This window comes from Acinetobacter sp. YH12132, from assembly GCF_013418645.1.
Taxonomy (GTDB): Bacteria; Pseudomonadota; Gammaproteobacteria; order Pseudomonadales; family Moraxellaceae; genus Acinetobacter; species Acinetobacter indicus.
In genome coordinates this window covers 19,597-45,905 of record NZ_VPBR01000004.1, presented here as the reverse complement: position 1 = coordinate 45,905, position 26,309 = coordinate 19,597, and the positions used below count along the sequence as shown (strand labels likewise).

General features: G+C 45.7%; 20 protein-coding genes and 1 pseudogene. 7 read left to right on the top strand and 14 right to left on the bottom strand.

The annotated features are described in order from the left end of the window. Positions 1-28 precede the first annotated feature (28 nt). From tssM to FTU67_RS05795, 3 genes are read left to right on the top strand one after another with little or no spacing between them, the layout of a single operon-like run. Positions 29-3,844, top strand: coding sequence for a type VI secretion system membrane subunit TssM (tssM, locus tag FTU67_RS05805; RefSeq protein ID WP_127801016.1), 3,816 nt, complete (start codon positions 29-31; stop codon positions 3,842-3,844). 31 nt (positions 3,845-3,875) lie between these two features. Then, entirely contained in the window at positions 3,876-4,835 is a 960-nt protein-coding gene (gene tagF / locus FTU67_RS05800) for a type VI secretion system-associated protein TagF (protein ID WP_075167762.1), read from the top strand. A gap of 1 nt (position 4,836) precedes the next feature. After that, complete coding sequence (locus FTU67_RS05795) at positions 4,837-5,604, top strand: OmpA family protein (protein WP_168384105.1); 768 nt, start codon at positions 4,837-4,839, stop codon at positions 5,602-5,604. Between the two features lie 401 nt (positions 5,605-6,005). Here the strand turns inward: FTU67_RS05795 and FTU67_RS05790 are convergent. From FTU67_RS05790 to FTU67_RS05770, 5 genes and pseudogenes are all read right to left on the bottom strand, one after another. Beyond that, a pseudogene (locus FTU67_RS05790) lies at positions 6,006-6,598 on the bottom strand (IS5 family transposase). A 268-nt stretch (positions 6,599-6,866) separates the two neighbouring features. Further along, positions 6,867-7,667 (bottom strand): sulfite exporter TauE/SafE family protein, encoded by an 801-nt coding sequence (locus FTU67_RS05785; RefSeq protein ID WP_045795662.1) that lies wholly within the window; start codon positions 7,665-7,667, stop codon positions 6,867-6,869. Between the two features lie 41 nt (positions 7,668-7,708). Next, complete coding sequence (locus tag FTU67_RS05780) at positions 7,709-8,200, bottom strand: flavin reductase (protein ID WP_005177877.1); 492 nt, start codon at positions 8,198-8,200, stop codon at positions 7,709-7,711. Between the two features lie 109 nt (positions 8,201-8,309). Continuing rightward, positions 8,310-9,338: a methionine synthase gene (locus FTU67_RS05775; RefSeq protein WP_104498182.1), complete on the bottom strand. Its 1,029-nt coding sequence runs from the start codon at positions 9,336-9,338 to the stop codon at positions 8,310-8,312. A 28-nt stretch (positions 9,339-9,366) separates the two neighbouring features. Beyond that, positions 9,367-10,353, bottom strand: coding sequence for a DUF1852 domain-containing protein (locus FTU67_RS05770; RefSeq protein WP_016658148.1), 987 nt, complete (start codon positions 10,351-10,353; stop codon positions 9,367-9,369). Between the two features lie 659 nt (positions 10,354-11,012). On the opposite strand from FTU67_RS05770, the gene FTU67_RS05765 reads away from it, so the two are divergent. Continuing rightward, positions 11,013-12,017, top strand: a complete 1,005-nt coding sequence (locus FTU67_RS05765; protein ID WP_180061536.1) for an OmpA family protein — start codon at positions 11,013-11,015, stop codon at positions 12,015-12,017. 153 nt (positions 12,018-12,170) lie between these two features. On the opposite strand, the gene FTU67_RS05760 is transcribed toward FTU67_RS05765, so the two are convergent. From FTU67_RS05760 to dsbD, 5 genes are all read right to left on the bottom strand, one after another. Further along, a complete protein-coding gene (locus tag FTU67_RS05760; RefSeq protein WP_127801575.1) occupies positions 12,171-12,374 on the bottom strand; it encodes a hypothetical protein in 204 nt (67 codons plus the stop codon). A gap of 3 nt (positions 12,375-12,377) precedes the next feature. Continuing rightward, complete coding sequence (locus tag FTU67_RS05755; RefSeq protein WP_218944996.1) at positions 12,378-13,232, bottom strand: Abi family protein; 855 nt, start codon at positions 13,230-13,232, stop codon at positions 12,378-12,380. A gap of 341 nt (positions 13,233-13,573) precedes the next feature. Further along, positions 13,574-14,314 carry a thiol:disulfide interchange protein DsbG gene (gene dsbG, locus FTU67_RS05750; protein WP_180061535.1) on the bottom strand — a complete coding sequence of 247 codons (741 nt, stop codon included), beginning with the start codon at positions 14,312-14,314 and terminating at the stop codon, positions 13,574-13,576. A 12-nt stretch (positions 14,315-14,326) separates the two neighbouring features. Then, a complete protein-coding gene (locus FTU67_RS05745) occupies positions 14,327-15,169 on the bottom strand; it encodes a TlpA disulfide reductase family protein (protein ID WP_180006506.1) in 843 nt (280 codons plus the stop codon). Continuing rightward, positions 15,166-17,148 (bottom strand): protein-disulfide reductase DsbD, encoded by a 1,983-nt coding sequence (gene dsbD, locus FTU67_RS05740; protein WP_180061534.1) that lies wholly within the window; start codon positions 17,146-17,148, stop codon positions 15,166-15,168. The genes FTU67_RS05745 and dsbD overlap by 4 nt, the downstream gene beginning before the upstream one ends. A gap of 109 nt (positions 17,149-17,257) precedes the next feature. Between dsbD and FTU67_RS05735 the strand changes: the two genes are divergently transcribed. Next, the gene (locus FTU67_RS05735; protein WP_180061533.1) at positions 17,258-17,929 is read left to right on the top strand and encodes a response regulator transcription factor; all 672 of its coding nucleotides are present in this window, start codon (positions 17,258-17,260) and stop codon (positions 17,927-17,929) included. A 2-nt stretch (positions 17,930-17,931) separates the two neighbouring features. After that, a complete protein-coding gene (locus tag FTU67_RS05730; protein ID WP_180061532.1) occupies positions 17,932-19,323 on the top strand; it encodes an ATP-binding protein in 1,392 nt (463 codons plus the stop codon). Positions 19,324-19,346: 23 nt separating this feature from the next. Here FTU67_RS05730 and FTU67_RS05725 read toward each other — a convergent pair whose 3' ends face one another. The 4 genes from FTU67_RS05725 to betI form a co-directional block, all read right to left on the bottom strand. Beyond that, the gene (locus FTU67_RS05725) at positions 19,347-20,120 is read right to left on the bottom strand and encodes a hypothetical protein (protein WP_180061531.1); all 774 of its coding nucleotides are present in this window, start codon (positions 20,118-20,120) and stop codon (positions 19,347-19,349) included. A 156-nt stretch (positions 20,121-20,276) separates the two neighbouring features. After that, complete coding sequence (betA, locus tag FTU67_RS05720; RefSeq protein WP_180061530.1) at positions 20,277-21,944, bottom strand: choline dehydrogenase; 1,668 nt, start codon at positions 21,942-21,944, stop codon at positions 20,277-20,279. Between the two features lie 16 nt (positions 21,945-21,960). Continuing rightward, complete coding sequence (gene betB / locus FTU67_RS05715; protein ID WP_180061529.1) at positions 21,961-23,436, bottom strand: betaine-aldehyde dehydrogenase; 1,476 nt, start codon at positions 23,434-23,436, stop codon at positions 21,961-21,963. Between the two features lie 17 nt (positions 23,437-23,453). After that, positions 23,454-24,038 carry a transcriptional regulator BetI gene (gene betI, locus FTU67_RS05710; protein WP_168400231.1) on the bottom strand — a complete coding sequence of 195 codons (585 nt, stop codon included), beginning with the start codon at positions 24,036-24,038 and terminating at the stop codon, positions 23,454-23,456. Between the two features lie 229 nt (positions 24,039-24,267). Here betI and FTU67_RS05705 point away from each other — a divergent pair, with 229 nt between their 5' ends. Continuing rightward, positions 24,268-26,304, top strand: a complete 2,037-nt coding sequence (locus FTU67_RS05705) for a choline transporter (protein ID WP_180061528.1) — start codon at positions 24,268-24,270, stop codon at positions 26,302-26,304. Positions 26,305-26,309 lie beyond the last annotated feature (5 nt).

Below are 26,309 nucleotides of genomic sequence, written 5' to 3'. Positions count from 1 at the left end.
GCGCGAATTTTAGAACAACGAGAACAGTATGTTTTATACCATTTTAGGCTATGTCTGGCAGTATGTGACTAATCCGAAAGCGATTATTGCACTGTCTATTTTTGTGGCACTCATAGCATCTTATAACACCATTCCGCGCAATCTATTCTGGGCGCTGATGGCAGTGTATATTCTGGGTGTGGTCGGGTACGGGATTTATGCCTTGATCCAGCGTTATCGTCATGAAAAGCAGGGCGAAGAGCTGGCCGAAGCCATCAGTAAAGACACCGAAGCTGAATACGGCAAGCAGAAAGATAAAGAAGAATTACAGCTGATTCAACAACAAATGAAAGAATCGATTCAGCTGATCCGCAAGTCTAAACTGGGCGATAAAAAGGGCAATGCGGCCTTATATGAATTGCCGTGGTATATGGTGATTGGTAACCCGGCCGCCGGAAAAAGTTCGGCGATTTATAACTCCGGTCTGAAATTTCCCTTTGAAGAAAGTCATCAGAAAATGGTGTCTGCCGGTTTAAGCGGTACCCGTAACTGTGACTGGTTCTTTTCCACTGAAGGGGTATTGCTGGATACAGCCGGGCGTTATTCGGTCTATTCCGAAGATCATTCTGAATGGCTCGGTTTTTTAGGTTTATTAAAGAAAAACCGTTCTCAGGCGCCAATTAATGGCCTGATTGTAATTGTCAGTATTGCCGAGCTGGTCAGCCAGAGTCCGGAAAAATCAATTAAATTGGCCAAGAATTTACGTGCCCGGATTCAGGATTTAACCGAGCGTCTGGAAATTTATCCTCCGGTGTATCTGGTGTTTTCTAAAATGGACCTGATTGCCGGCTTTACCGAATTCTTTGAATGTTATGAAGTGAATGAGTTTGATCAGGTCTGGGGTGCAACCTTGCCCTATGATGCGGAATCTTCTCAAAATGCGGTCGAGCTGTTTGAAAAGCATTACGGCATTTTATATGATGGTTTAAAAGGCGTAAGTACTACCCATTTAAGCCGCCGCCATTCACAGAATATTTCTCCAAGTGTCATGACTTTCCCGCTGGAGTTCAAGAGCTTAAAGCCAGCGCTGAAAACCTTTATTGGTACCTTGTTTGAAGATAATCCGTACCAGTTTAAACCGGTATTCCGTGGCTTCTATTTCACCAGTGCCTTACAGGAAGGCACCATTGAAAGCCCGATGACCGAGCAGATTGCACAGGACTTTTTACTGACCAAGATTCCCAACAGTGAACATGGTGTGCCGACCCGTTCGGTTTCACAAAACCATGGTTACTTCCTGAAAGGGCTGTTTTCCGATGTGATTCTGAAAGACAAGAATCTGGTCAAACAGCATATTAATCCACTGCGTAAACGCCAGCGTTATGTTGGCTTTATTGCCGCATTGTTTGGTGTGTCGATTATTCTGGGACTGTGGGTCTGGTCGTATCGCAATAACCAGCAGTTAATTGCCGAGGTGCAGCAAGACCTGAATAAAGTGGTGCAGATTGAGCAGCGCTCTGGCACCGAACTGGCCGGACAGCTTGAAGCCTTGCTGATTCTGCAAAACCGTATGTCACAGCTGGACAGTTTTGCTGAAGATCGTCCATTAAAATTTGGCTTTGGTTTATACCAGGGCAATGAGCTGCGTGAAAAGCTGAAGACTGAATATTTGCAAGGCGTGCAGCAGATTGTGCTGCAGCCGGCACAGCAAAACATGGCACAGTATCTGCAACGGGTAAAAGCCAATGAAGAAACCCTGAAGGCCAATCATGCCAATGTGGAAATCAAGCAGGTGGCCAATCAGCAGAAATATCTGGAGCCATCGGACAGTAATCCGCAAGATGCGTACAATGCACTGAAAGCCTACTTGATGATGAGCAATCCGGAATATCGTGAAGCTGGTCATTTAAGTGATCAGGTCACGCGTTTCTGGCGTCCGTGGTTAGATGCCAACCGGGGGAATTTGGCGCGCGGCCAAATGCTGAAAGATGCCGAGCAGATTTTATCTTATGCCATGACCCTGGCCAATGATGCCAAATTCCCGAATCTGGAAGCGGATACCTTGGTGGTTGATCAGTCACGTCAGGTGTTATTGTCTGTGGTGCGTGGTATGCCGGCACGTGATCGGGTCTATAACGAAATTAAAATGCGTGCAGCGGTACGTTTCCCGGCCTTAACCGTCAAACAGATGGTCGGTGAGAATAATCAGGCGGTGGTGCTGGGCAGTTATGCCTTACCGGGTGTATTTACCCAGAAAGCCTGGGCAGAATATGTCGAAACCGCCATTGATGAAGTCTCCAACCGGCCAACAGATTCTAAAGACTGGGTGTTAAACAGTACCCAGTCCGATGACCTGACCTTTAGTGGCAGCCCCGATCAGATCCGTAAACAGCTGACCGATCTGTACAAGCAGGAATATATTGCAGAATGGCGTAAATTCCTGGCTGGTGTGCACTATGCCAAAGGCAAGGAATTTAAACAGTCTGCGCAGAATATTGAAAAACTGGGTGAACCGGAAAATTCACCAATCCGTCAGATGATTACCCGGATTGCACAGGAAACCTCGTGGGATAATCCGGTGGTTCAGGCAGAACTAGCCGCACCGCAAAAAGGTTTTATTGCCTGGTTTAAACGTAAAGTGTTGAACCGCGATGAAGCGAAAATGGCGGAACAGGCCGTAGCCAGAGCACAAGGACCAATTTCCAAAGAATTCCAGATGTTCTATCAGCTGGTACGTAAGCGTGATGACCAGCAGAACAAGTCTTTACTGGATGAGTATATGCAAGCGATTGCTCAGGTGCGCAGCAAGTTCAATGACCTGAAAAGTGCGGGCGATATTGGTCCATCGGCCATGACCTTGGTGAAACAGACCATCAATGATCAAAGTTCGGTGTTTAACAGTACCCAGAAACTGGTCGATGAGAAGATGACGGTGGGCTTAAATGAACGTGACCAGCAGCTATTACAAAAACTGTTGATCAGTCCATTAACGCATTCATTTGAAAGCCTGTTAATTCCGGCGCAGGATGAGATCAATAAACTCTGGACCATGCAGGCTTATCAGCCATTTAGCGCCAATTTAAGCAAAAAATATCCATTTAATTCCTCTGCGACCTTACAGGCGACCAGCAATGAAATTAGCCAGATTTTTGGTGAAAATGGCAGTATCGCCCGTTTTGTGAAAGAGCATTTAGATCCGCTGGTGATCCGTCGTGGCTATACCTTAACCTCAAAAACCTGGAAAGATTTAGGTATCAGCCTGAACCCGCAATTTGTGATGAATTTCCAGAGCTATGTCGCGCCTAGCAATGGCATGGCGACAGGTGAATTGTCTCAAACCGCGGCGCAAGCACCGGTGAATCAGTCCAACTTCCAGTTCTATCCATTACAGAATCCGCAATTACTGGCCTATACCATTGATATTGATGGGCAGCGTATGGTTTATGAAAATGGCATTCAGCAATGGGTGAATTTCGTCTGGCCAAATCCGGGTGCGATTCCGGGTGCGCGTATTACAGCGGTGGATTTAGAAGGTAAAACCCATACCGTCTTTGATGAACCGGGTGAGTACGGCATTAACCGTCTGATTGACACGGCTCAGCGTACCCAGCAAGGCGGCAGCTTTGAAATGGTCTGGAAAAGCAAGCAGGACCCGAATATTGCGGTGAAACTGAACTTCCGACTGATTAGCGGCAACTCGGGTAATATTGGCTCAAGCCGTGGCTATGCTGGTTTACAGCTGGTTGATCAGGTGGTTACCAATAAATCGGTACGTGTCGTGGCTGCGCAAACAGCACCGACACCTGCCACTGCACGCACCAATAGCACATCGCCTTTAAAAGGAATTGAAGGAGTACAGCCATGATCAGCCAGAACAGGCGAGTGGGAGAGCAGGGATGAATGAGCTGAAAACCCTGCCATTTTATTATGGTAAATGTCCGGCCCGAGGCGATTTTTTGAAAACCAAAGGCCAATCTTCACTGATTCAGGTGCTGGATCAGTGGATTACTGAGGCGCTGGAAAAAGCGATGCAATCTCCAGAGTTTCAAAGCCGCTATACGCAGTTGCCATCACTGGATTTTTTCATTGCCAATCCGCAGGAATATAAATTTCTGGTGGCCAACTTAATTGCCAGCGAAGACAGTTCGGGACGACAGTTTCCGATGGTACTGAGCCATCTGTTAGATGTAGATGTCCCCCTGGAGCATTTGCTGTACGCACCGTATCGCTATAAACAGACCCTGATTGATCTGTTTCAGAAAAACCGGGTGCTCAAGTCGATTCGTGATCCTGAGATTTTGCTGGACAAGCTGGCCAAACTGAATAACCAGATTCAGGTGTTTGATGTGCATGAAAGTGCAGCATTTTATGAACATCATACGACACATTCTTTTGCCCAGTTGATGAAAATCAGCACCTATGAGCTGGCACAAAGCATGATTGGACTGGGATTATTGCTGCAACCGGTGATCCATCAAGGCACCAGTAAATTAAATAAAGTGCTGATTTTGCCGATTAATAATCATGCCTATTGCTATGAAATTGCAGCATTTTGGGTCAGTCTGATTAGCCGTTTTGTCGCCAATCAGAACACAGAATTGCTGGTCGGTTTACTGCATTATGACAAACCCTTGCTGATTTTTGGCTTTCATGGCGCAGATATTCAGGCTTTAAGCGAAATTTTCACCCAAAACCTGGACAGTTCACATTGGGTCTCATTGGTCAATGCCAGCTGGATTGATCCGTATCTGGAGCAAAATGCAGGTTTGGCGGCGTTGGAACAGGCTTTATGTGAACGCCAGCTTAGCTTAAGCCAGGGAATCAAACTCTTTAGACAGACTTTTATAGATGGATAAAATGATTAAAAATCAATTAAATACATATAAAAAACAATGGCTGTCTGTACTCTTGTTCAGTGTTAGTAGCTGGGTATGTGCACAGCCGATTGTAGTTGAAGGCGTGGTCCCGAATGAAGCCAGCAAACAGGCCATCCTGACTAAAATGCACAGTGTGTATGGTGTGGACCAAGTAATTGATAAAATTCAGGTTAAATCGGTTGCTGCACCCAATGGCTGGAGCGAATCGGTCACACGAATGATCACGCCAGACCTAAAAAAAGTGAAGCAGGGTCAATTGTCGGTACGCGGTACGCAAATTGATTTAAATGGAAAAATGTCCAATCAAAATGATATCCAGCCAACCACAAATGCTTTTCAGGGCTTGGTACAGGCGCCATATCGTTTTAATGCACAGTTATCTGTAAATCAGGCCGAACAGAAAATTATTGATGATGCCTTGAAAAACCGGATTATTGAATTTGAATCTGGCAGTGCGGTTTTAGCCGCATCTGGGACAAAAATTCTTGATGAGATGGCGATTGCCTTAAATAAGGTTGGTGGCAAGCAGGTGAAAATTATTGGCCATACTGATAGCTCTGGTGATGCCAATAAAAACCTGATCTTAAGTAAAGAGCGTGCACAGGCGGTAAAAGATTATTTGATTGGCAAAAATATTCCTGCAGATAGTTTGAGTGTGGAAGGTTTAGGCGCCAACAAACCTGTGGCAGACAACTCAACAGCTGAGGGTCGTAAAAAGAACCGTCGTATTGAGTTTGAAGTGATTTAAGTGGTCATTAAAGGAATAAGAGCCATCTACAGGATGGCTTTTATTTAATATGCTATATTTCGTATAATGTATATTATGTTAAATAGCATGTCGGGGATTGTGCCCTATACAAACTGTATGTTGGCACAACTTCACTGGAGAGATTAAACTATCGGTGGATCTCTCCAGTGAAGCATCCTAAGGAACATAATATACGTAATGCGGAAATCCGGGAGCTAAACTTATCCTAGCATGAAATATATTCTTTTATCCTGGTGTGGATACAAACTTATCCTAGCATAAATATATATAAAAGCACCCTGTTGTTTTAATTTTGGTCAATCGTAACCCGCATATTATAGAACGCTACACCGGATTAAAGCCTATCAATTGTATGATCAAGTTTAGGGTCTGTTGACATTTCATAATGGTAGCCAAATAAAGATACAAGCTAAGGCAACAGAATTTTCATAGCTTTGCTTTAGCTTGTCATAGCGTGTGGCAATTCCTCTAAATTGCTTTAATCTAGCAAAAGTATTCTCAATTAAATGCCTGATTTTATAAAAATACCAATCCACATGATCATTATTTGAAAGTGTATTGGATTTCTTGGGAATATTAGCTTGAGTTCCCGTTTTTTCTATCTGTTCTCTCAAGGATTCAGAGTCATAACCCTTATCGGCACAGAGAATTTCTGTCTCGTGCAGGTCTATATTGTTAACTAATTTCGGTGCCACTTTTACATCATGGGTCGTACCATCCTCTATCAAAAACTGAACAGGGTTCCCATGAGATTTAATAACTTATTATCTTTCGACCACCGGGAAAATTTCTTGAATATGGAGTTTGGCTTTCCGAAGGCAGCAGGTAAATCCCGCCACGGGCAGCCTGTACGGATTCTATAAAGAATAGCTTCAATAAAATTTCGAAGATTTTGTTTGAGATAAATACGAAAATTACGGAAAATGTTTTCTAACTTAGACCAGTGTTGATCAGTCAACATTGTACGAGGCATAGCGAGGAGTAGATTTGGTTTGGCGATTAAATTCTACTTTCTCGCTATTTTTTTTGCACAGTACAGTAAATGTCAACAGACCCTAATATTTATTGTTCTATTTTTTAATTGAGGAAACCGACTTCTTCTAAGTAAATCAAGTAATCCAAATTGAACAGGAAGCTCCTTCTAAAGATAATTATTTAGATCATGAATCTGCTGAGAAGCATACGCTCTATAATCAAACCACTATTATGAGCGTATTCGTTATCTTCCAATTGCCTTCAGCTTAACCCAAACCCTTAACCAGAAAGAAACAGCCCACAATCACCAATAACACGGCGAAACATTTTTTCAGGATTTGTGGCGATAATGCATGTGCTGTTTTCGCCCCAAGTTTGGCAGTAAAGAAACTCATAATGCTAATACCAAGAAAAGCATAAATATGAACAAAGCCAATAGTATTGGGCACATTCACCTGCGCCTGCATCCCAAAAATCATAAATCCCAAAGCACCGGCAACTGCAATGGGGAAACCACAGGCTGCAGATGTGCCTACTGCCTGTTGCATGACCACGCCATAACGGTTGAGATACGGTACGGTCAAGCTGCCACCGCCAATCCCAAAGATGGCTGAAGCAAAACCAATTCCCGAACCTGCAGCGATTTGTTGACCGGTTGAGGGCAAGGTTCGCCCCTGCTCTGCCGGCTTTTTGCTACCTGTAAACATGGTATACGCCACCCAGATCAGAAAGATTCCTACCACAATCTGCAAATGTAAGCCCGAAATTAAACCGGCAATCCCTGCACCGAAAAAGCATCCAATGGCCATAGGCGGAGCTAGATGTCTAAAGACTGGCCACAGCACTGCCTCGTTCTTATGGTGCGCCATCAATGAACTGATAGAGGTGATCACAATAGTTGCTAGCGATGTACCTAAAGCCAAATGCATAATCACATCCGGACTATAACCCATCTGCATAAACACGATATATAACAGTGGTACAATGATTGTTCCGCCACCGACCCCAAACAGCCCAGCGGCAAAACCTGCGCATGCCCCGATAATTAAAAAAATGATAATTTCCACGAAATACTGACTGAATAATTTGAAATTAAAGACAAGGCGCCTTAAGCAAGTTCCAGCTCACCAACCTGATGATAGGCACGATTAAAATACACCAGACCATGTTCTTGCTGACTGTGCTGAATGGCCAGCACACGGCACATAAAAATGCTATGCGTACCCACCTGCTGAATCTGCTCAATCTCGCAATCAAAGCTGGTCAAGGCATCTGTTAACACCGGCGCGCCGGTTTCCAGCTCAGTCCAGGTTCCATATTGAAAGCGCTCTTCAGACTTCATTTTGGAGGCAAAGACATTGGAGATTTGTTGATGCTGCGCGCCTAGCACATTCACGCTCAAGATTTTATTTTCAATAAAATGGGCGTGTGAGCGTGAAGCCTGATTCATGCAAACCAATAAGGTCGGTGGTGTATCGGTTACACTACACACGGCAGATGCGGTAAATCCATGCACACCAGACGCCCCTGCCGTGGTCACCACATTGACCGCGCTGCTGAGCAAAGACATGGCATTTCTAAAGTCTGCTGCTTCAATCATCACCGGATTCCTTCATTTTCTTGGGTTATGCTTGAAATGGTTGTTAAGCGGATGGGCCAGATGTTTTCCATCCATTCCCATCAGCTCTGCCACATGATGTGCCTGCGCGTTAAGCACTCAATTCTTGACGCACAATATCGGCGCCAGCGCTTAAAGCACGAAGTTTACCTTGCGCCACCTGACGCGATAACGGCGTCATACCACAGTTGGTCGATGGATAAAGCTTGTCGGCATCAACAAACTGCAAAGCTTTACGCAAGGTATTGGCCACTTCTTCTGCGGTTTCAATCTGGTTGGTGGCCACATCAATAGCGCCAACCATAACTTTTTTGCCGCGGATCAGCTCAATCAGGTCCATCGGTACGCGTGAGTTCTGACATTCCAGCGAAACAATATCAATTTTGGATTGTTGCAGTTTCGGGAACACGGCTTCATATTGACGCCATTCAGAGCCTAAGGTTTTTTTCCAGTCAGTATTGGCTTTAATGCCATAGCCATAGCAGATATGCACGGCGGTTTCGCATTTCAGACCTTCCAGTGCGCGTTCCAGCGTGGCCACACCCCAGTCATTGACTTCATCAAAGAACACGTTAAAAGCAGGTTCATCAAACTGGATAATATCGACCCCAGCGGCTTCGAGTTCCCTTGCCTCCTGATTCAGGATTTTGGCAAATTCCCAGGCCAGTTTTTCACGGCTTTTGTAATGACCATCGTACAGGGTATCAATCATGGTCATTGGACCCGGCAAAGCCCATTTAATTGGCTGAGTGGTCTGGCTGCGTAAAAACTTGGCATCTTCCACAAACACCGGCTGTTTCCGGGCCACCTCACCGATCACCGAAGGTACGCTGGCATCATAACGGTTACGAATACGCACCGTTTCCCGTTTTTCAAAATCCACACCTTCGAGATGTTCAATAAAGGTGGTGACAAAATGCTGACGGGTCTGCTCACCATCGCTGACAATATCAATTCCGGCCAGTAACTGTTCATGCAGTGACAGGCTCAAGGCATCCTGTTTGGCTTCACGCAGTGCATCGCCTTCAAGTTTCCATGGCGACCAGAGTTTTTCCGGTTCTGCCAGCCAGGATGGTTTCGGTAAGCTGCCTGCGGTTGAGGTTGGGAGTAAAATGCTCATCTTTAATCTTCTATCTCTATACGTTGAATTAAGCAGCGTTGGTTGCTACGGCGTAGCTGGCAGCCCACTGTTCCAGAATGTGCTGATACGGTTTAATAAAGTGTTCTTCTGTCCATTTGCCCTGTTTTACGGCCAGCTGGCTACGCTCGACACGGTCATAGACAATTTGCGTTAAGGAATAATCCGGGTACTCAAGACTAGGTTGATAGACCTGACCTGCAGTCGAGTTGGCATTATAAATTTCAGGACGATAAATCTTCTGAAAGCTTTCCATGGTGCTAATCGCGCTGATTAATTCAAGATCGGTATAATCCGCCAATAAATCACCGCTAAAATAGAACGCCAAAGGTGCAGCACTATTTTCCGGTTTAAAATAGCGAACGGTTAAACCCATTTTTGCGAAATAATGATCTGTTCTTGAGTATTCATTTTGCTGATATTCAACCCCTAACACCGGATGAATATTGGCGGTACGATAATAGGTTTTGGTGGTCGATACGCTCAGGCAGATCACCGGCTGTTTATTAAACTGTGACTGGAACGCCTCGGAATTCACCACGTACTGATACAGCTTGCCGTGCAAATCACCAAAGTTGTCAGGCATTTCCCCGGCTTTATGGCCTTGGGACAATAAAAGCACGCTAAAGTCATAATCACGTACATACGATGAAAAACTGTTTCCGATCATGCCTTCAATACGCTGATTGGTACGATGATCAACAATCGTCGATTTCAGCATTTCAATGGCTGGAAAGGCGTTACCATTGCCTTCGACATCAAGATCTGCAGACACAATATCAATTTCCAGTGAATAACGGTCACCCTTCGGATTATCCCAATGTGCCAAGGCATTAAAACGGTTATTGATCATGCGCAGCGTGTTACGCAGGTTCTGTTCACGGCTTTCGCCACGCGCCAGATTGGCAAAGTTGGTTGTTAAACGGGTACTGTCCGCTGGTTGATAGTTTTCATCAAAACGAATACGTTTAATTGAACATGCAAACTGTTGACTCATCTGTTCCACCGCTTTAAATATCTAAAAATAAAAATCTGAATGTCTTTCTGGTTTTAGTTATACGTGAACCCTAAGATGAATAAAAATGATTTAATCTAAGTTAATAGTGAATTAAATTCATGTTTTGATTTGAATAGCGTTATTTAAGGCGAAAATATAGAAAAATAGACTGCCCTATGAGTCATCAATCGAGTCCAATTTTTCTTGCTGGAAAAAGGCCAAAAAGCTAGATTTAGAATCAAAATAGATTTTTTTAATTTTAATAAAAACAATTATTTATAATTTTTATTGTAGCTAAATATCTTCACATTTTGTTGAAGAAAATGAGCTTCTTGATGAAATAAAAAATTGGCTCGCCTAAATATTTGGATCTGGTCTGTTTAGGTCAAACGGCGCTTATATAAAAATGTCTATAAAAGCATCAACATGAATTTGGCTCAGTTGAAGATGAGGAAAAATCAAGGGGTTTAGCTTGTAAATGATCAGTGATTTACCTTCCTATTAAACGAATAGATGCAGTGATCTTCTGTAGCCCTATCTTCTTGAGAGGCGACTTAGCGACGCTCAGCCTCTATAAAAAATGAAAATTTAAACCGGCTCAGCTATACTGCTTAAAATACAAGCAGAATATTAAGATCAGTAAAATAAGGAAATATCCGATGACTTTTCAAAAAACAATCTTAGGCCTAAGTTTAGGTTGTGTACTGACACTGTATGGCTGTGCCAAACCCACTTCTGATCAGGCTGAAACTGAAGTCAGTACTTCTGAAATCACATCAGATTCAAATGAAACTGCCAAAGCCAGCTCAGATTTTGATCTGAATAACATCCCCATTTCGACCGCAGTGCTTGGCGAGTTTCCTTATATTGAGTTACCACAGGGTTATCGCTATCAGAATGATGAAAATCGAAAGTTTGAACGTGTACCCTTTTGGACAGGACATGACTTTCACTGGGTTGAAGGAAAACTGTTTAGTTCGGGTATTACCGCTAAATCAGATTATAAAAAAGGCAGTTATTTAGAAATACAGCGTAATCTTGATGCGGTAATTAAACAGCTTGGCGGTGTAGAAGTTGCCAATAGTCAAATCCCCAAAGAGCTTGCCAACAGTCTGCCTGATGCCATTCGGGTGCAACATGGTTCAGGTTTGGCTGATATTTATAATTACCCTGCGCAAACGTATGTGATTCGACAAGCGGATAAAAATATTTGGTTCCATTTGGCGCAATCTGGTCACTATATGGGTTTAATGGTAGCGGAAAGTCAGCCCTTAAATATCACTGCCAAAGCACTGACGTCGAGTGCACTGAAACAAAGTCTGGATCAGAACAGTAAAGTGAGTGTGCAAATTAACTTTGCCACAGATCAAGCCGATATTTTGCCAGACTCACAAGAACAAATAGATCAGATTATTGCTTTACTGAAAGATAACGATGATTTAAAACTTGGCATTTACGGACATACTGATAATACAGGCGATGCGGCGCATAATTTAAAATTGTCTGAGCAACGTGCGCAAGCTGTGGTAACTGCTCTAACCAAAGCAGGCATTGATACAAATCGTCTGACAGCCAAAGGTTTTGGGGATACTCAGCCTGTTGCAGATAATGCGACTGAAGATGGTAAGGCGAAAAACCGTCGGGTGGAGTTGGTGAAATTATAAAAGTCTAAATACTAAAAAGACCGCAATATAGCGGTCTTTTTTACATCTTTTTATAAATGGTGTCACGGCGGTCAACGTCTAAGACAAGCACCACAATTTTGGCGTCAATGACTTGATAGACTAAGCGATACGCGGTTTCAGCTTATCAAACTTTTAAGTGCGGTTTTTGTGAACTCGAACTCTTAAGTCAGCTAAAGTTATCCTGATAGTTTCTTCACTTTTCGCTTTTTCTGCTAGTTGTAATAAATAAACCTCATCCATAACACAATCTTTTAAGATTATTTTTGTATTTTCCAAAATGCGATTTTGACGATCAGGGCTACGACCTTCTAAAAATTCTGGTATTTTTTTTACCATATTTCATAAGCTCCAAATAGGATGTTCTTCCCAATTATCAGGAAAACCCATCGCAACACGCCAATTTTCATCTTTCACAATAGGTTTTAAGAGTTTATTCAATTGATAGCACCACTCTGAATCAAATCCTGTCGGTCTTAGCAAGGTTTTTAAGATTAAGAGTACATAGAAGATACGTTTATTCGTCGGTGTAATCGGTGATTGCCAATTTGGATCTTTGTCGGCTTTAGATTTAATAGCTAATTCTTTATTCCATAACCGTCCATGATGGGCACAAATATTTCTTACATAGGTCAATATATGCAACCATTCAGCTAATTTTTCATGATGCAAAGAAAAATGCTGTGCGATTGCTTTCTTATCTTCTTTATTGTTAGCCTTATTATTTATTAAACCACTATATAAAAATGACAATGAACCAAAACTTAAAACTTCTGTCAGCATCCAAATTGGGATTTGAGGAAAATCATCATAATTTTGTTGAAAATGCTGGATGAACGTATCTTTAGAGCGTTCAACTTCTTTGTTGCATGTTTCTAAAAATTTTCTATGGTTAAATTTGGGATAAAAATTTTGTGCGTTGTATATACCAAATGCACCATATCTCTGACCGAGATAATACGTTAATTTCGTTCGTAAAAACGTTTCTATAATTTCGATAGCACCGAATATTTGTAATCGTAATTCAGTATAAAATTCATATAATTGCACAATTTTTTCAAACGAAGTGCCCGGCTTGAATCGATCTAAGACATTATTTCCTGACCTTATTCGGTAAGGATACCAATATGCACTTAAGCGATAATAACCATATTTTGCCAATATTCCTTCAGCCCAAGCAACATTATGAATACTCAATCCTTTAGACTGTAGATGATGCACTTGCTCAGCATATGATAAAGGCTTTTTATTTATAAGGTTTTAACATAATTCACTAAAATCGAGGCATAAAAAACCGCCAAGGTTGCGCGGACTTCAAAAGAAGAACTAAGCGTGGCGGCTGTATTAAATACATAATAGCGACAATTGTCATTATTAGCAAGTTATGATCAAAAATCGCCCTTAGCGACGGTCTTTTTTATATCTAATCTCCTCTACCTCCTATTTATTAAAGAGGTGAGGAACAGCATTCCGCAAGGGGAGAATTTTTAAGCCACAGGTGATAACCTAAACAACATCTGCCATTGTTCATGAACCTTTTACTTCTCAAAAATCTCTCTTAAATCCTCCGTCATCCCTTGGGCGGACTTAAACTCGCCTTGCTGGTTTTTCCACACCATTGACGGCGTGGCAAAGAAACCATATTTAGCCATCAGTTCCTGATTGGCATCTATTTTTGCAGCAATATCAGCAGGGATATTCTTGGTAATTTTTAACTTGTTTTGCCCTTTGTTGGCATTGTAACTGGTAAACACCTGCTGCGGATTTTTAGCCATCAGCATGGTCGCCACTTGCCCGCGGCTCTTATCACGAATGACTGCCACCTGAATATGTCTAAGCTGTACCTTCCCCGCCTTCACCCACGGACGTGCCTTTTGCCAGAAGGTATGGCAATACGGACAATTCGGGTCTGAAAATACATATACAATCCGCGGCGCATCTTTTTGTCCATCCTGAATCCAGGTGGAGTTCTCCAGACTTTTCCAGACATCATCCAGCACGGCGTCTTTAACATGGGTTTCAAGCGCTTTGATGGTCAGGTTCTCACCCTTGGCATTGTGCAAATCGCCAATAATGTAATATTTCTGGTCATTGGAAATAAACACGGTCGCCGGACTTTGCTGCATATGCCCGGCCCATCCGGTCATTTGCTCTGGCGCTTCAATCTGCTTGATAAATTTAAAGCCTTCCTGCTCAATCTGTTTTTTCAGATCAGTTTGGGCAAATGCTGTTGTATTTAACAGCAGCAGGAACAACGCAGCGGGATAGATCATTTTCATAAGAATTTCCTGTTATTTTGAAGATGGAGCAGAAAGATCGTTGATATAGCGACGCAGCATCGGCTGGGTCAGTTCTCCCATATGCCGATGCACGAGCTGTCCTTGCGCATTAAAGAACAAGGTGCTTGGCAAGCCGTACATATTCATCTGGGTGGCCATGTCACCTTGAGGATCAAATAGGACATGCTGGAAATTAAAACCATGCTGACGCAGATAATCCTGTACCGTGTCAGTCGTTTCGCCCTGATTCAGCATTACAAAATGAATGTCCGGATAAGCCTGCTGGGCCTGATGTAAAACCGGCATTTCCCGGTGACACGGCGGACACCAGCTGGCCCACAGGTTGATGACGGTCGGTTTGCCAACCCAGTGCTGTAGCGGCACCTGTTGCTGCTGTAAATTTTGAAATTGCAGGTCAGGATACTGATTCTGCTGTGGCAAGACTGATTGAATACCCCAGTTCAGACAAAGCTGGATCGCAACAAATAGCGCGATCAATATCGCTTTAGGCAGATTGGCCAATGACCGGTTTTTCCATAAAAACCACCCAATGCCGGCAATCAATCCGCCATAAAAATGAAAGCCTTTGTCCTGAATTTTGATTATATCCAGTGGTGTCGCCAGATAAAGATCGGCATGCATCAGCACAAAAACCAGTCGTGCGGCAATTAACCCCACCCAGAATGATGTCCACAAGCTGTCACTAAAGATGCGCCAGCTAGGTTCAGGCCATTGCTGTTTGTGTCTGAAATATCGCCCTGCCCCATACACCAGCACTAATCCGGTGAGCAGCAGCACCATCTGCCACGGCAACATCAGTGGGCCTATATGCAGCGCCGTTGCAGAAACCATCATGGCGTGTTTGCCTGCTGAAGTTGCTGTAAGCGCTGAATAAGTTGGGTCGCGCTAAAGGTACCAGTTAAACGTAAAGTACGCTGTTCCTGCTGCTGACTGTCCAGGAAAATCATGGTCGGTGGACCAAGAATCTGCCAGTCACGCAGTAATTCATCTTGAGATGGATGATACTCGGTTAAATCCAGTTTAATCCGTACCACATCCTGCAAGGCGGCCTGTACATCGGTACGGGGCAGGACTTCATTTTCTACCGGTTGACAGGCCACACACCAGTCGGCATAGACATCAATCACGATACTGCGTCCACTGTTTTGCTGTAGCAGCTGTGCCAGTTCCTGCTGGGTATGCACCTTTTGCCAGCTGAGTGTTTGTTGGGCATGGACTGCACCCATCTGCTGAAGGCCATGTTGAATATGCCAAATACCAATAGCGGTCATGGCCAGCGCCAGCACAATAACGCCAACACGCGAAATTTTCCCTTGCAGATGTCTGCGGATTAAATCGAAGCAGTAAATCGCCAGTGCCAGAAAAATAATACCCATCAACAGGAAATAGGCCACGGTCGGCAGCAATGGACGGGCGAAATAAACCGCCAGCGCCAGCATTAAAAAGCCGAAACTGAATTTCAACCGGTCCATCCATAAGCCTGGTTTCGGTAAATATTTGGCGCCAAATACGGCGGCAATAAATAAAGGAATCCCGAGACCCAGACCCAGTACAAACAGATAGGTCGCGCCAAGTACCGGCTGATCCAGTTGCGATACAAACAGCAAGGCACCGGCCAAAGGCGCACTCATACACGGACCTACAATCAGCGCGGAAATCATCCCCATTAACGCAGCACCGACCAGCGTACCGCCCTGCTGTTTTTGCTGCCATCGGTCCAGTCGTTGTAATAAACCCTGTGGTAAGGACAGCTGATACACCCCAAACAGGTTCAAGGCAAACAGGATAAACAACACCGCAAAGATGCCAATAAAGATCGGGCTTTGGAACCAGCGCTGGAAACTATAGCCCAGTTGCGCAACTGCCAGTCCCATCACCGCATACACTGCGGCCATACCCAGCACAAAAGCCAGCGCAATCAACGCAGCACGATAACCGCGATGACGCTGTACCAGAATACTGGACAGAATTGGAATCAGTGGCAAAGAACAAGGTAAAAAGGCCAGTAAAATACCAAAACCTAAAAAAATCAGCAGATTAAAAAATAAATGATGTTCCGAGAGTAAATTGAAAAAATACTGGTCGTTGTTCCATTCAGATTGTAATGACGCGGCGGCTGCCGTTTGTGTCTCGCCTGCGATTTCACTGGCCGGCACCGGATTGGACGCTACGACTGAAATTTCTGAAGCCGCGACAGCATCAGTGAGTTTTGTCGGCTCTGTATTCTCTACAGCGGCAATCGACTCATTTTCAATGACTGCTTCTTCGGCGGCAGCAGATGTAGTTGTCAGTACTGTTTTTTCAGGTTTACTTGGTGCCGCTTCAATTTTAGCCGGTGCATCCAGCGCGACCGGTTTGGCGGCACTTAATAAACGCCGTTCGCTTGAAGGCGCATCTGACTGGGGCAACAAGCCTTGCGCATCGGTCTGAATGGTGGCGCGTTGCACCGGATAACATAAACCGCTTTCGGCACAGCCCTGCCACTGAATTTTAAATTGCTGGTTTGGCGCGACCGTAATCGTGGTCTTGACCTGATGATAATGCACCTTGGTCTGGCCAAAGGTCGGATCGTTCTTATCTTCCGGCACCGGCAGCTGTAATTTTAGCGCACCAGCATCGCTACGCACCTGTAGCTGATCATGATATAAATAATAATCTTCGGCGATGGTCCAGCGCAGTTCCGCCTGATCATCGCTAATAGAACGCGCCTGAAACTGAAACGCCTGATCGGGTGGCAAGAACTCCTGCGCCTGTGACCAGACTGGCCAGAATGCACAAAGAACCACAAGCAAAGCACTTACACGCGTAATCATGACGTCCATTTTTCTGTAGAAAACCCGATTCATTATTAAAAAGATTAAATTAAGAGAACATTAACATAGCTCATTATTTATAAAATAGGATTTCAGGTGGAGAGTAACTATGTTTGTGGTTCTGGTCGAAGATGATCCTTATATTGCCCAAAGTATCTGTTCAGCGCTGGACTATTTAAATATTTCAGTCGAGCATGTGGCCACTGCACGCGCTGCCGATTATTTTATCCGGCAAAGTGCGGTCGATTTGTGCCTGCTGGATTTGGGCCTGCCCGATCAGGATGGTCTGGAACTGCTGCAGCAGTGGCGTCAGGATGAGATTCATCTGCCAGTGCTGGTTTTAACCGCCCGGCATCAAACCCGACAATGTGTAGAAGCCTTAAATCTGGGGGCCGATGACTACCTGACCAAACCCTTTGAACTGGATGAGCTGATTGCCCGTATTCATGCGCTGGCACGGCGTAATCGTGGCTTTTCTTCCAATCTTTTACAATTGGGCGATTTGCAGTTAAACCGCGATACCCAGGAAGTCACGTTCCAGCAGCAGCCGGTGACTCTGTCACGGCGTGAATACAGCTTGCTGGAAACCCTGATAAGCCATCCCAACCAGATTTTAAAAAATGAACAGCTGCTCGATAAACTGTATGGCTATCAGGACAGTATCGAGAGCAACGCGCTGAATGTGCATATTTATCATTTACGTCAGAAACTAGAGCCGCAGCTGATTCAGACCATTCGTGGTGTGGGCTATATGTTTAAAGTGCCGGAAACCGAGAGCTGAACATGCAGAACTACAGTTTAAAATGGCGGCTGGTCAGCATGTTTATGGTGGTGTTTCTTAGCCTGTGGAGTCTGGTGTTTTGCTGGCTGTATTATGATTTGCAGCAGCGGCTGCAAGATACGCTGGATCAGCGCCTGTTTGCCTCTGCACAAATGGTGGCGCGGCTGATTCAGCATTTGCCGCTACAGGAAATTAATCCTGACTCCTTAAAACAGGTGGCCGAACAGTATCATGCGCAAAACCTGATTGCCTGTGAGGTGTCGGTGTTTAGCTCGGATATTACGCTGGGACCGTATGTAGTGGCCCGGACCCGCGGCGCACCGGAACAACTGACCGGACAGCAACCGGGCTTTAGTACCTGGCAGGAAAATGGTGTGGAATGGCGCAGTTATGTGCTGCGTAAAGGTGATATTCAGGTGGTGGCCGCAGAACGGCTGGTGCTTAGAGCCTCTTTATTGCAACAGATTCTGCAATCGGTGCTGATTCCGCTGGTGTTATCGCTATTGATCTGTATGGCGCTGGTGATTCATATTTTGCGTAAAGAATTCCGCCCTTTAGATGATATGGCCCAGCAACTGGCAGATAAGCAGCATTCGCTGTCAGATGCGGCGCATTATCTGCAACATCTGGATGCGCGCAAAATTCCCAAAGAAGTCCAGCCTTTTGTCGATAATTCCAATCAGCTGATTCAGAATCTGCATCATAGCCTGGAAAATGAAAAACTGTTTACCGCCTATGCCGCGCATGAACTGCGTAGTCCTTTAACTGCAATTAAAACCCATGTACAACTCAGCCGGATGATGGTCGAGCAGAATCCGGCGCAGGCCAGCAAGCTGATTGAAAACCTGAAACAGGCGGAAAGCAGTATCTGGCGCTATCAGCAGTTGCTGGAACAGTTGTTATTACTGAGCCAGACCGATCATGACGCTGCGCAAGCCGCCCCAGATTCGGAAACCACCGAAGTCGCACCAGTTTTGAGGCAAGTGATGGAAGAATTAAGTCCGGTTTATCCACATTTAAACACTATCTTGCAGGTCGATTGGGAAAGTCTGCAGACCCTGCAACTACCACCGCTGAGCTTGCAGACCATCCTGAAAAATCTGCTGGAAAATGCCCTGCTACATGCCCAAGGCTTAAGCCGAATTGCAATTACCATGCATAATCAGCAACTGCTGGTACAAGATGATGGTCAGGGGCTGACTGCGGCGGAACTGACCCAGATGACCCGGCGCTTCTGGCGTAAATCTGCCCAGCAACAGGGTCATGGTTTAGGGCTGGCTTTGGTGAAAGCACTGCTCCAGCATCATCACTACCAGATGGATTTAAGCCTGAACCCGCCTCAGGGTTTAAGCATTCGCATTCGGCCGGAGCAGCCCTCTTCCACGCCCAATTAAAGGGTTGATGCTTGGGGACTAGATTAGAAGCTATATCTTAAGCCCCAAACCGCCTGATTTTTCTGTTTAATTTTACTGCGGTCATAGCCACCCAGAATGAAGTCGGAAAAGACATTCACATTCGGCGCAACTGCATAATCCAGTCCGACCGAGGCAAAACGAAAAGCGGTATCGGTCTGGGTATCTAAAAATTCCTGACCTTCATATTTGCCGGAGTCATTAAAATAGGAACCGGCAACGGCCAGATTTCCAGTTAATTTGTCGCTGAGCTGATGGGCATAGTTCAGGCTGACATAGGTATCGCCCTGATTCATATACACCACATCATATAAATAGGTCGACACGCCAAAGGTTAGTGTAGCTTGCTCATTCAGGTTTTTGCTGACACGCAGGCCCAGTTCATTGGACGTGGTGTTTTCTCCACCCGGATAATAATAGGTCGCATTCCACAGATCCCAGGTCAGGCCTTTAAAATCTGACACATGCCCGACAATAAAATCATGTTCCATTTTATCGGTGCTGTATTGCCGGCCTTGTTGTAAATCGCGGTATGAATAACCCAGTGTACTGCCCCAATAAGCAGCATAAAAATTTCCATAACCCAGGGTTAAAGAGGCCTGCAAAGCCAGGTCTTCATTTTCTGGTGCATTGGTCAGACCGCGCGACACATATTTAGATACTGCGGTCAGCTGACCAGACACATCAATAGAGGAAGAGGATGCATCATTGGCCCAGCTGGACATGCTGATACATGACAGACATCCGGCGGCGACCACCGTTCTTGTAAATGGAATCATTGTTTTAAAATTTAACCTGATTAAATGTAAAAAATCCCAGCCAACCATCCGACCGTGAGCTGTGCGGATGGTTGGGTATCTGGTTTTAACTAAGAAAAAGGATGTGTATAAAAATACACATCAAAACGATCTAAAGATCAAAGCGTTCTGTTGCGGCTAGATTGACCGGACTGGTGTAGTGGCCCGGTAAAATGGCGCCGTAGATTTGGCCAGCGCCGGTTTGGCGCGAATATGATCGGCCAGTTTTTCGGCCATCATAATGGTGGTGGCATTCAGGTTGCCGGTAATAATCAGCGGCATGATCGAAGCATCAATCACTCGCAGGTTCTGCAGCCCATGTACCCGCCCGTAGCCATCGACCACCGCCATATCATCTTCACCCATTTTGCAGCTGCAAGATGGATGGAACGCAGTTTCAGCGTGGTTACGGATAAATTCGTCCAGCTCGGCATCGCTTTGTACCTGTTTGCCCGGGCTGATTTCTTCGCCGCGATAGGCATCTAAAGCCGGTTGATGCATGATGTCCCGGGTAATGCGGATGGCATCACGAAACTCGCGCCAGTCCTGTTCGGTACTCATATAATTGAACAGGATACTTGGATGCTGAAACGGATCTTTGGAGCGCAGTTTGACCCGCCCACGAGATGGAGAGCGCATAGAACCAACATGCGCCTGAAAACCATGCTGCTGAATGGCATTACTGCCATTGTAGTTAATGGCGACCGGTAAAAAGTGATACTGGATATTCGGCCAGGCAAACTCATCGGAGGTGCGGATAAAGCCACCGGCTTCAAACTGGTTACTGGCACCCACACCCTGACCTAAAAACAGCCATTCTGCGCCAATTTTTGGCTGGTTATACCATTTTAAGGCGGGATATAAGCTGACCGGTTTTTTGCACTGATACTGTAAATACATTTCCAGATGATCTTGCAGGTTTTCACCTACGCCCGGTAAATCATGAACCACCGGAATCTCCAGGCTTTTTAGATGCTGGGCATTACCGACACCGGAACGCTGCAGAATTTGCGGGGAAGCAATGGCACCCCCACAGAGCAGCACTTCTTTTTCAGCAAAGACTTGCTGTGGCTGCGCGGTACTTTGTCCCTGAAAATATTCGACGCCTATAGCCTGCTTGCCATTAAATAGAATTTTATGGGTCATGGCATGAGTGCGAATGGTTAAATTCGGGCGCTGTCTGGCCATATCCAGATAACCACGCGCTGTGCTGGAACGGCGCCCCTGCGGGGTTACGGTACGGTCCATCGGGCCAAATCCTTCCTGCTGATAGCCATTTAAATCATCGGTACGTGGATAGCCAGCCTGTACCGCAGCATCGACCATGGCATGAAACAGCTCGTTATTTCCGGCTTTCGGGGTGGCGACCTGTACCGGACCACTGTCGCCATGATAGTCATTGCCGCCAATATCACGGGTTTCGGCCTTTTTATAATAAGGCAGGCAGTTGGCATAGCTCCAATGCTCCAGTCCTTTCAAACTGGCCCATTGTTCCAGATCCATCGCATTACCACGGATATAACACATGCCGTTAATCAGGGAAGACCCGCCCAAGCCTTTACCACGACCACATTCCATGCGGCGATTATTCATATACGGTTCCGGGTCGGTTAGATAGGCCCAGTTATAACGCCGGCCCTGTAAGGGATAAGCCAGCGCGGCAGGCATCTGGGTACGAAAATCCAGCCGATAGTCCGGCCCACCTGCTTCCAATAGCAGTACCGTCGTATCCGGATCTTCGGTTAATCGAGCCGCCAGCACATTCCCGGCAGAACCTGCGCCAATAATAATATAGTCATAATTCATGCAGCATGATCCTCCCTTAAGCTGAAAATACAGATTGGAAAGGACTCAGTTCCACCTGAACCGATTTGGTCTGGGTATAGTGCTGTAAGGTCACCAGACCATTTTCACGGCCAACACCGGACTGTTTATAGCCACCAACCGGCATTTCTGCCGGAGATTCGCCCCAGGTATTCAGCCAGCAAATCCCCGCTTCAATCTGATGAATAATACGATGGGCCCGGCTTAAATCTGGACTGACCACACCAGCAGCCAGACCATAGGTGGTGGCATTGGCTCTGCGGATTACTTCATCTTCGCTGTCATAACTTAAGATGCTCATAACCGGGCCAAAAATTTCTTCCTGGACAATACGCATTTCATCATGACAGTCGGTAAATACCGTGGGTTCAACAAAAGCCCCGTGCGCAAATTCAGCTGCCGCTGCGCGCTGCCCGCCTGTTAACAGACGAGCGCCCTGCTGTTTGCCCAGCTCAATGTAATGCAATACTTTTTCCATATGGGCAAAGCTGGATAGTGGTCCGAAATTAGTGTTCGGGTCTAAAGGCTGACCCATGCGCACATAGGGAATGCGCTGCAGAATCTTTTCTTCAAAAGCGGCTTTTAATGCACTAGGAATGAACACCCGGGTTCCATTGGTACACACCTGTCCAGAACTGTAGAAATTGGCCATCATGGCAATATCGGCAGCCAGATCCAGATCGGCATCTTCACAGATAATTAACGGTGATTTTCCACCAAGTTCCATGGTGACTTCTTTTAAGCTGGACGCCGCCGCCTGTGCCATTACTTTTTTACCGGTACTCACACCGCCGGTAAAGGATACTTTGGCAATCTCTGGATGCTCAGTGAGGTAGCTACCCACATCGCCACCACCGGTCACCACATTAAAGACGCCGTCTGGTACTCCGGCTTCACTATAAATTTCGGCCAGTTTTAACGCGGTAAGTGGGGTAATTTCACTGGCTTTAAACACCATGGCATTGCCTGCGGCCAAGGCCGGTGCAGATTTCCATAATGCAATCTGGATTGGATAATTCCAGGCGCCAATACCGGCCACCACACCCAGCGGTTCACGGCGGGTGTAAATAAAAGAACTTTCTCTTAATGGAATTTGCTGGCCTTCGAGCGCTGGTAAAATGCCAGCATAATATTCCAGCACATCGGCCCCGGTTACAATATCGACGCTACGGGTTTCACTTAAAGGCTTGCCACTGTCCAGGCTTTCAATTTCTGCCAGCTCATCATTGCGTGCCCGTAAAATGGCTACGGCCTGATTTAAAATGCGTGAACGCTGCATGGCAGTCATGGCTGCCCAGACTTTTTGTCCCTGTTTGGCAGACTCTACTGCCCGATCAACATCGGCCTGGTTACATGCTTGAATGGTGGCCAACACCTCAGCATTGGCCGGATTAATACTTTGGAATGTTTCAGAGGATGAAGCATCGACAAACTGACCGTGAATATAAGGTCGTTGTGTATTGAATTGCATCAATCGGTTCTCCTCGTAATTTAATGAATATTGAGTTGCTGACGGATATAGTCGGCACAAATCTGAATAGGTAAATCGGCATCCAGTTCAGTGGTCATTAAGGAACCGCGTAACCAGAAACCGTCAATCAGTGCGGCCAGACCCTGTGCGGCGCGTTCGGCCTGATCGCGGTCCAGCTGTTTGGCAAACTCATGCTTGATATTGGAATGCAGGCGGTAATGGTTAACCTGCTGCAAACGATGCAAGTCAGGTTGATGCATACTGTTGGCCCAGAATGCCAGCCAAGTTTTCATGGCCGCTTTGTCAGTCTGTTCGGCCGAGAAATTGGCACGCACAATTGCAATCAGGCGCTGCTCCGGCGTGTTTTCTGCGGCATTTAAACTGGCCGAAATGGCATCGCCCAGCTGTTGCAGCAAATAACGCATGGTCGCTTCAATCAGGCCATGCTTGCCCTGAAAATAATGACTGATGATGCCTGTAGACACACCTGCCCGTTGGGCAATCTGGCTGATAGACGCTTCAGCAAAACCCAGTTCATTAATGGCAGATAAAGTGGCATCAATCAGCTGTTGACGACGAATCGGTTGCATACCAACTTTAGGCATAAGATCGACCTGACTAATAAAAATCATGCACAAGACAAGGTAACATATAAAAACGTTATTTTAATTGAACGTTCAATTAAAATAAATTATAGTCCCGTCTGCTTCCTGATGTACAGCTCAGTTTGTTTTTCATTTGCAAATGTTTGTAATGAGAGCCATGCCTATAGTCTGGTTAAGCCAAAACACACTGCGCTGTAGATCCGAATTAAAAAAATATGGTCACAGATTTATGCAAAAGAAAACTGAACAGACGACCGATAGTCTGAACAAAGTTGTCTTTTTTCTTTCGGCAACACTCATCCTGCTGTTTTCGCTGGTTACGATTTTATTTAATAACCAGGCGAATCAGCTCATTACCCAAATCTTGAACTGGGTCAGTCGGACCTTTAGCTGGTATTACCTGCTGGCAGCCACCTTATATCTGGTCTTTGTATTGTTTATTGCCCTGTCGCGTTATGGCGATATCAAATTAGGTCCCAAACATTCCAAGCCGGAATTTAGCCTGCTGAGCTGGTCGGCAATGCTGTTCTCGGCCGGAATCGGGATTGACCTGATGTTCTTCTCGGTGGCCGAACCGCTGTCTCACTATATGAATCCGCCTGTCGGCGAAGGCCAGACTTTTGAGGCTGCGCGCCAGTCAATGGTCTGGACCCTGTTCCACTATGGATTAACTGGCTGGAGTATGTATGCCCTGGTTGGCGTGGCTTTGGGGTATTTCAGCTATCGCTATAACCTGCCGCTAACCATCCGCTCGGCGCTTTATCCGATTTTTGGCAAGCGCATTAATGGCTGGATTGGACATAGTGTTGATACTGCGGCCGTTTTGGGCACTATTTTCGGTATTGCCACCACCTGCGGGATTGGTGTGGTTCAGCTCAACTACGGCCTGCATGTACTGTTTGATGTGCCAGAAAACCTGCTGATCCAGTCGGCACTGATTGCCGTTGCAGTCATTATTACTGCAATTTCAGTAGCTTCTGGAGTAAATAAAGGCCTCCGGATTCTGTCTGAAGTCAATATTTATGTGTCGATTGGCCTGCTGCTGTTTATTCTGGTGATGGGCAATACCGAGTTTTTACTGGCAGCGTTAATCCAAAACTTTGGCGACTATATTAGCCAGTTCCCGCAACTGTCCTTAACCAGTTTTCCATTTCAGCAACCGAAAGAATGGATGAACAGCTGGACCCTGTTTTTCTGGGCCTGGTGGATTGCCTGGTCGCCATTTGTCGGCCTGTTCCTGGCACGGATTTCCCGTGGCCGAACCATCCGTGAATTTGTGGCCGGTACCTTAATTATTCCCCTGCTGTTTACCCTGACCTGGCTGTCAATTTTTGGAAATAGCGCCCTGCACAGCGTAATTTTTGATGGCAATACCCAGCTGGCCACCACCGTATTGGCCAATCCGGCACATGGTTTCTATGACCTGCTTGCCCAATATCCGTGGTTCCCATTTCTGGCCGGCGTCGCTACCATTACCGGTTTGCTGTTTTATGTGACTTCTGCCGATTCAGGCGCACTGGTACTGGGGAATTTCACCACCAAATTTAGCAATATTGAACATGATTCGCCGCGCTGGTTAAGTGTCTTCTGGGCACTGGCGATTGGTTTACTGACTTTGGCCATGCTGATGGCCAATGGCGTGACTGCACTGCAAAACACCACCATTATTATGGGGCTGCCTTTTAGCTTTGTGATTTTCTTTGTGATGGCGGGTCTGTACAAGTCATTAAGACTGGAAGATTTCCGTCAGGCCAGTACCAGCATGAATGCGGCACCCGTGGTCGGCAATGTAGACATCTTTAACTGGAAAAAACGCCTCAGCCGGGTAATGCTGCATGCCAATTTATCGCAAACCCAGCAAATGCTGGAAGAGGTCTGTAAACCGGCAATGCAGGCGGTGGCCACAGAATTCATCAACAAAGGCATTCAGGTCGATCTGGCGGAAAAAGCCCTGGATGATGAACCGGAACTGTCACATCTGGATTTAACCATTCAGCTGGATGAAGAAGAAAACTTCGTTTACCAGATCTGGCCAATCCGTTATGACACACCCAACTTCAGTTCACGCGGCAAACGCACCAAGAAATACTATTACCGTCTGGAAACCTATCTGTTTGAAGGCTCGCAAGGCAATGATCTGGTGGGTTATAGCAAGGAACAGGTCATTAACGACATTCTGGATAAATACGAGCGCCATTTGATGTTCTTGCACATCAACCGGATTAGTCCAGGCAAGCGCCCGCTCTTTCCAGACCCGGATCAATAAGGAAT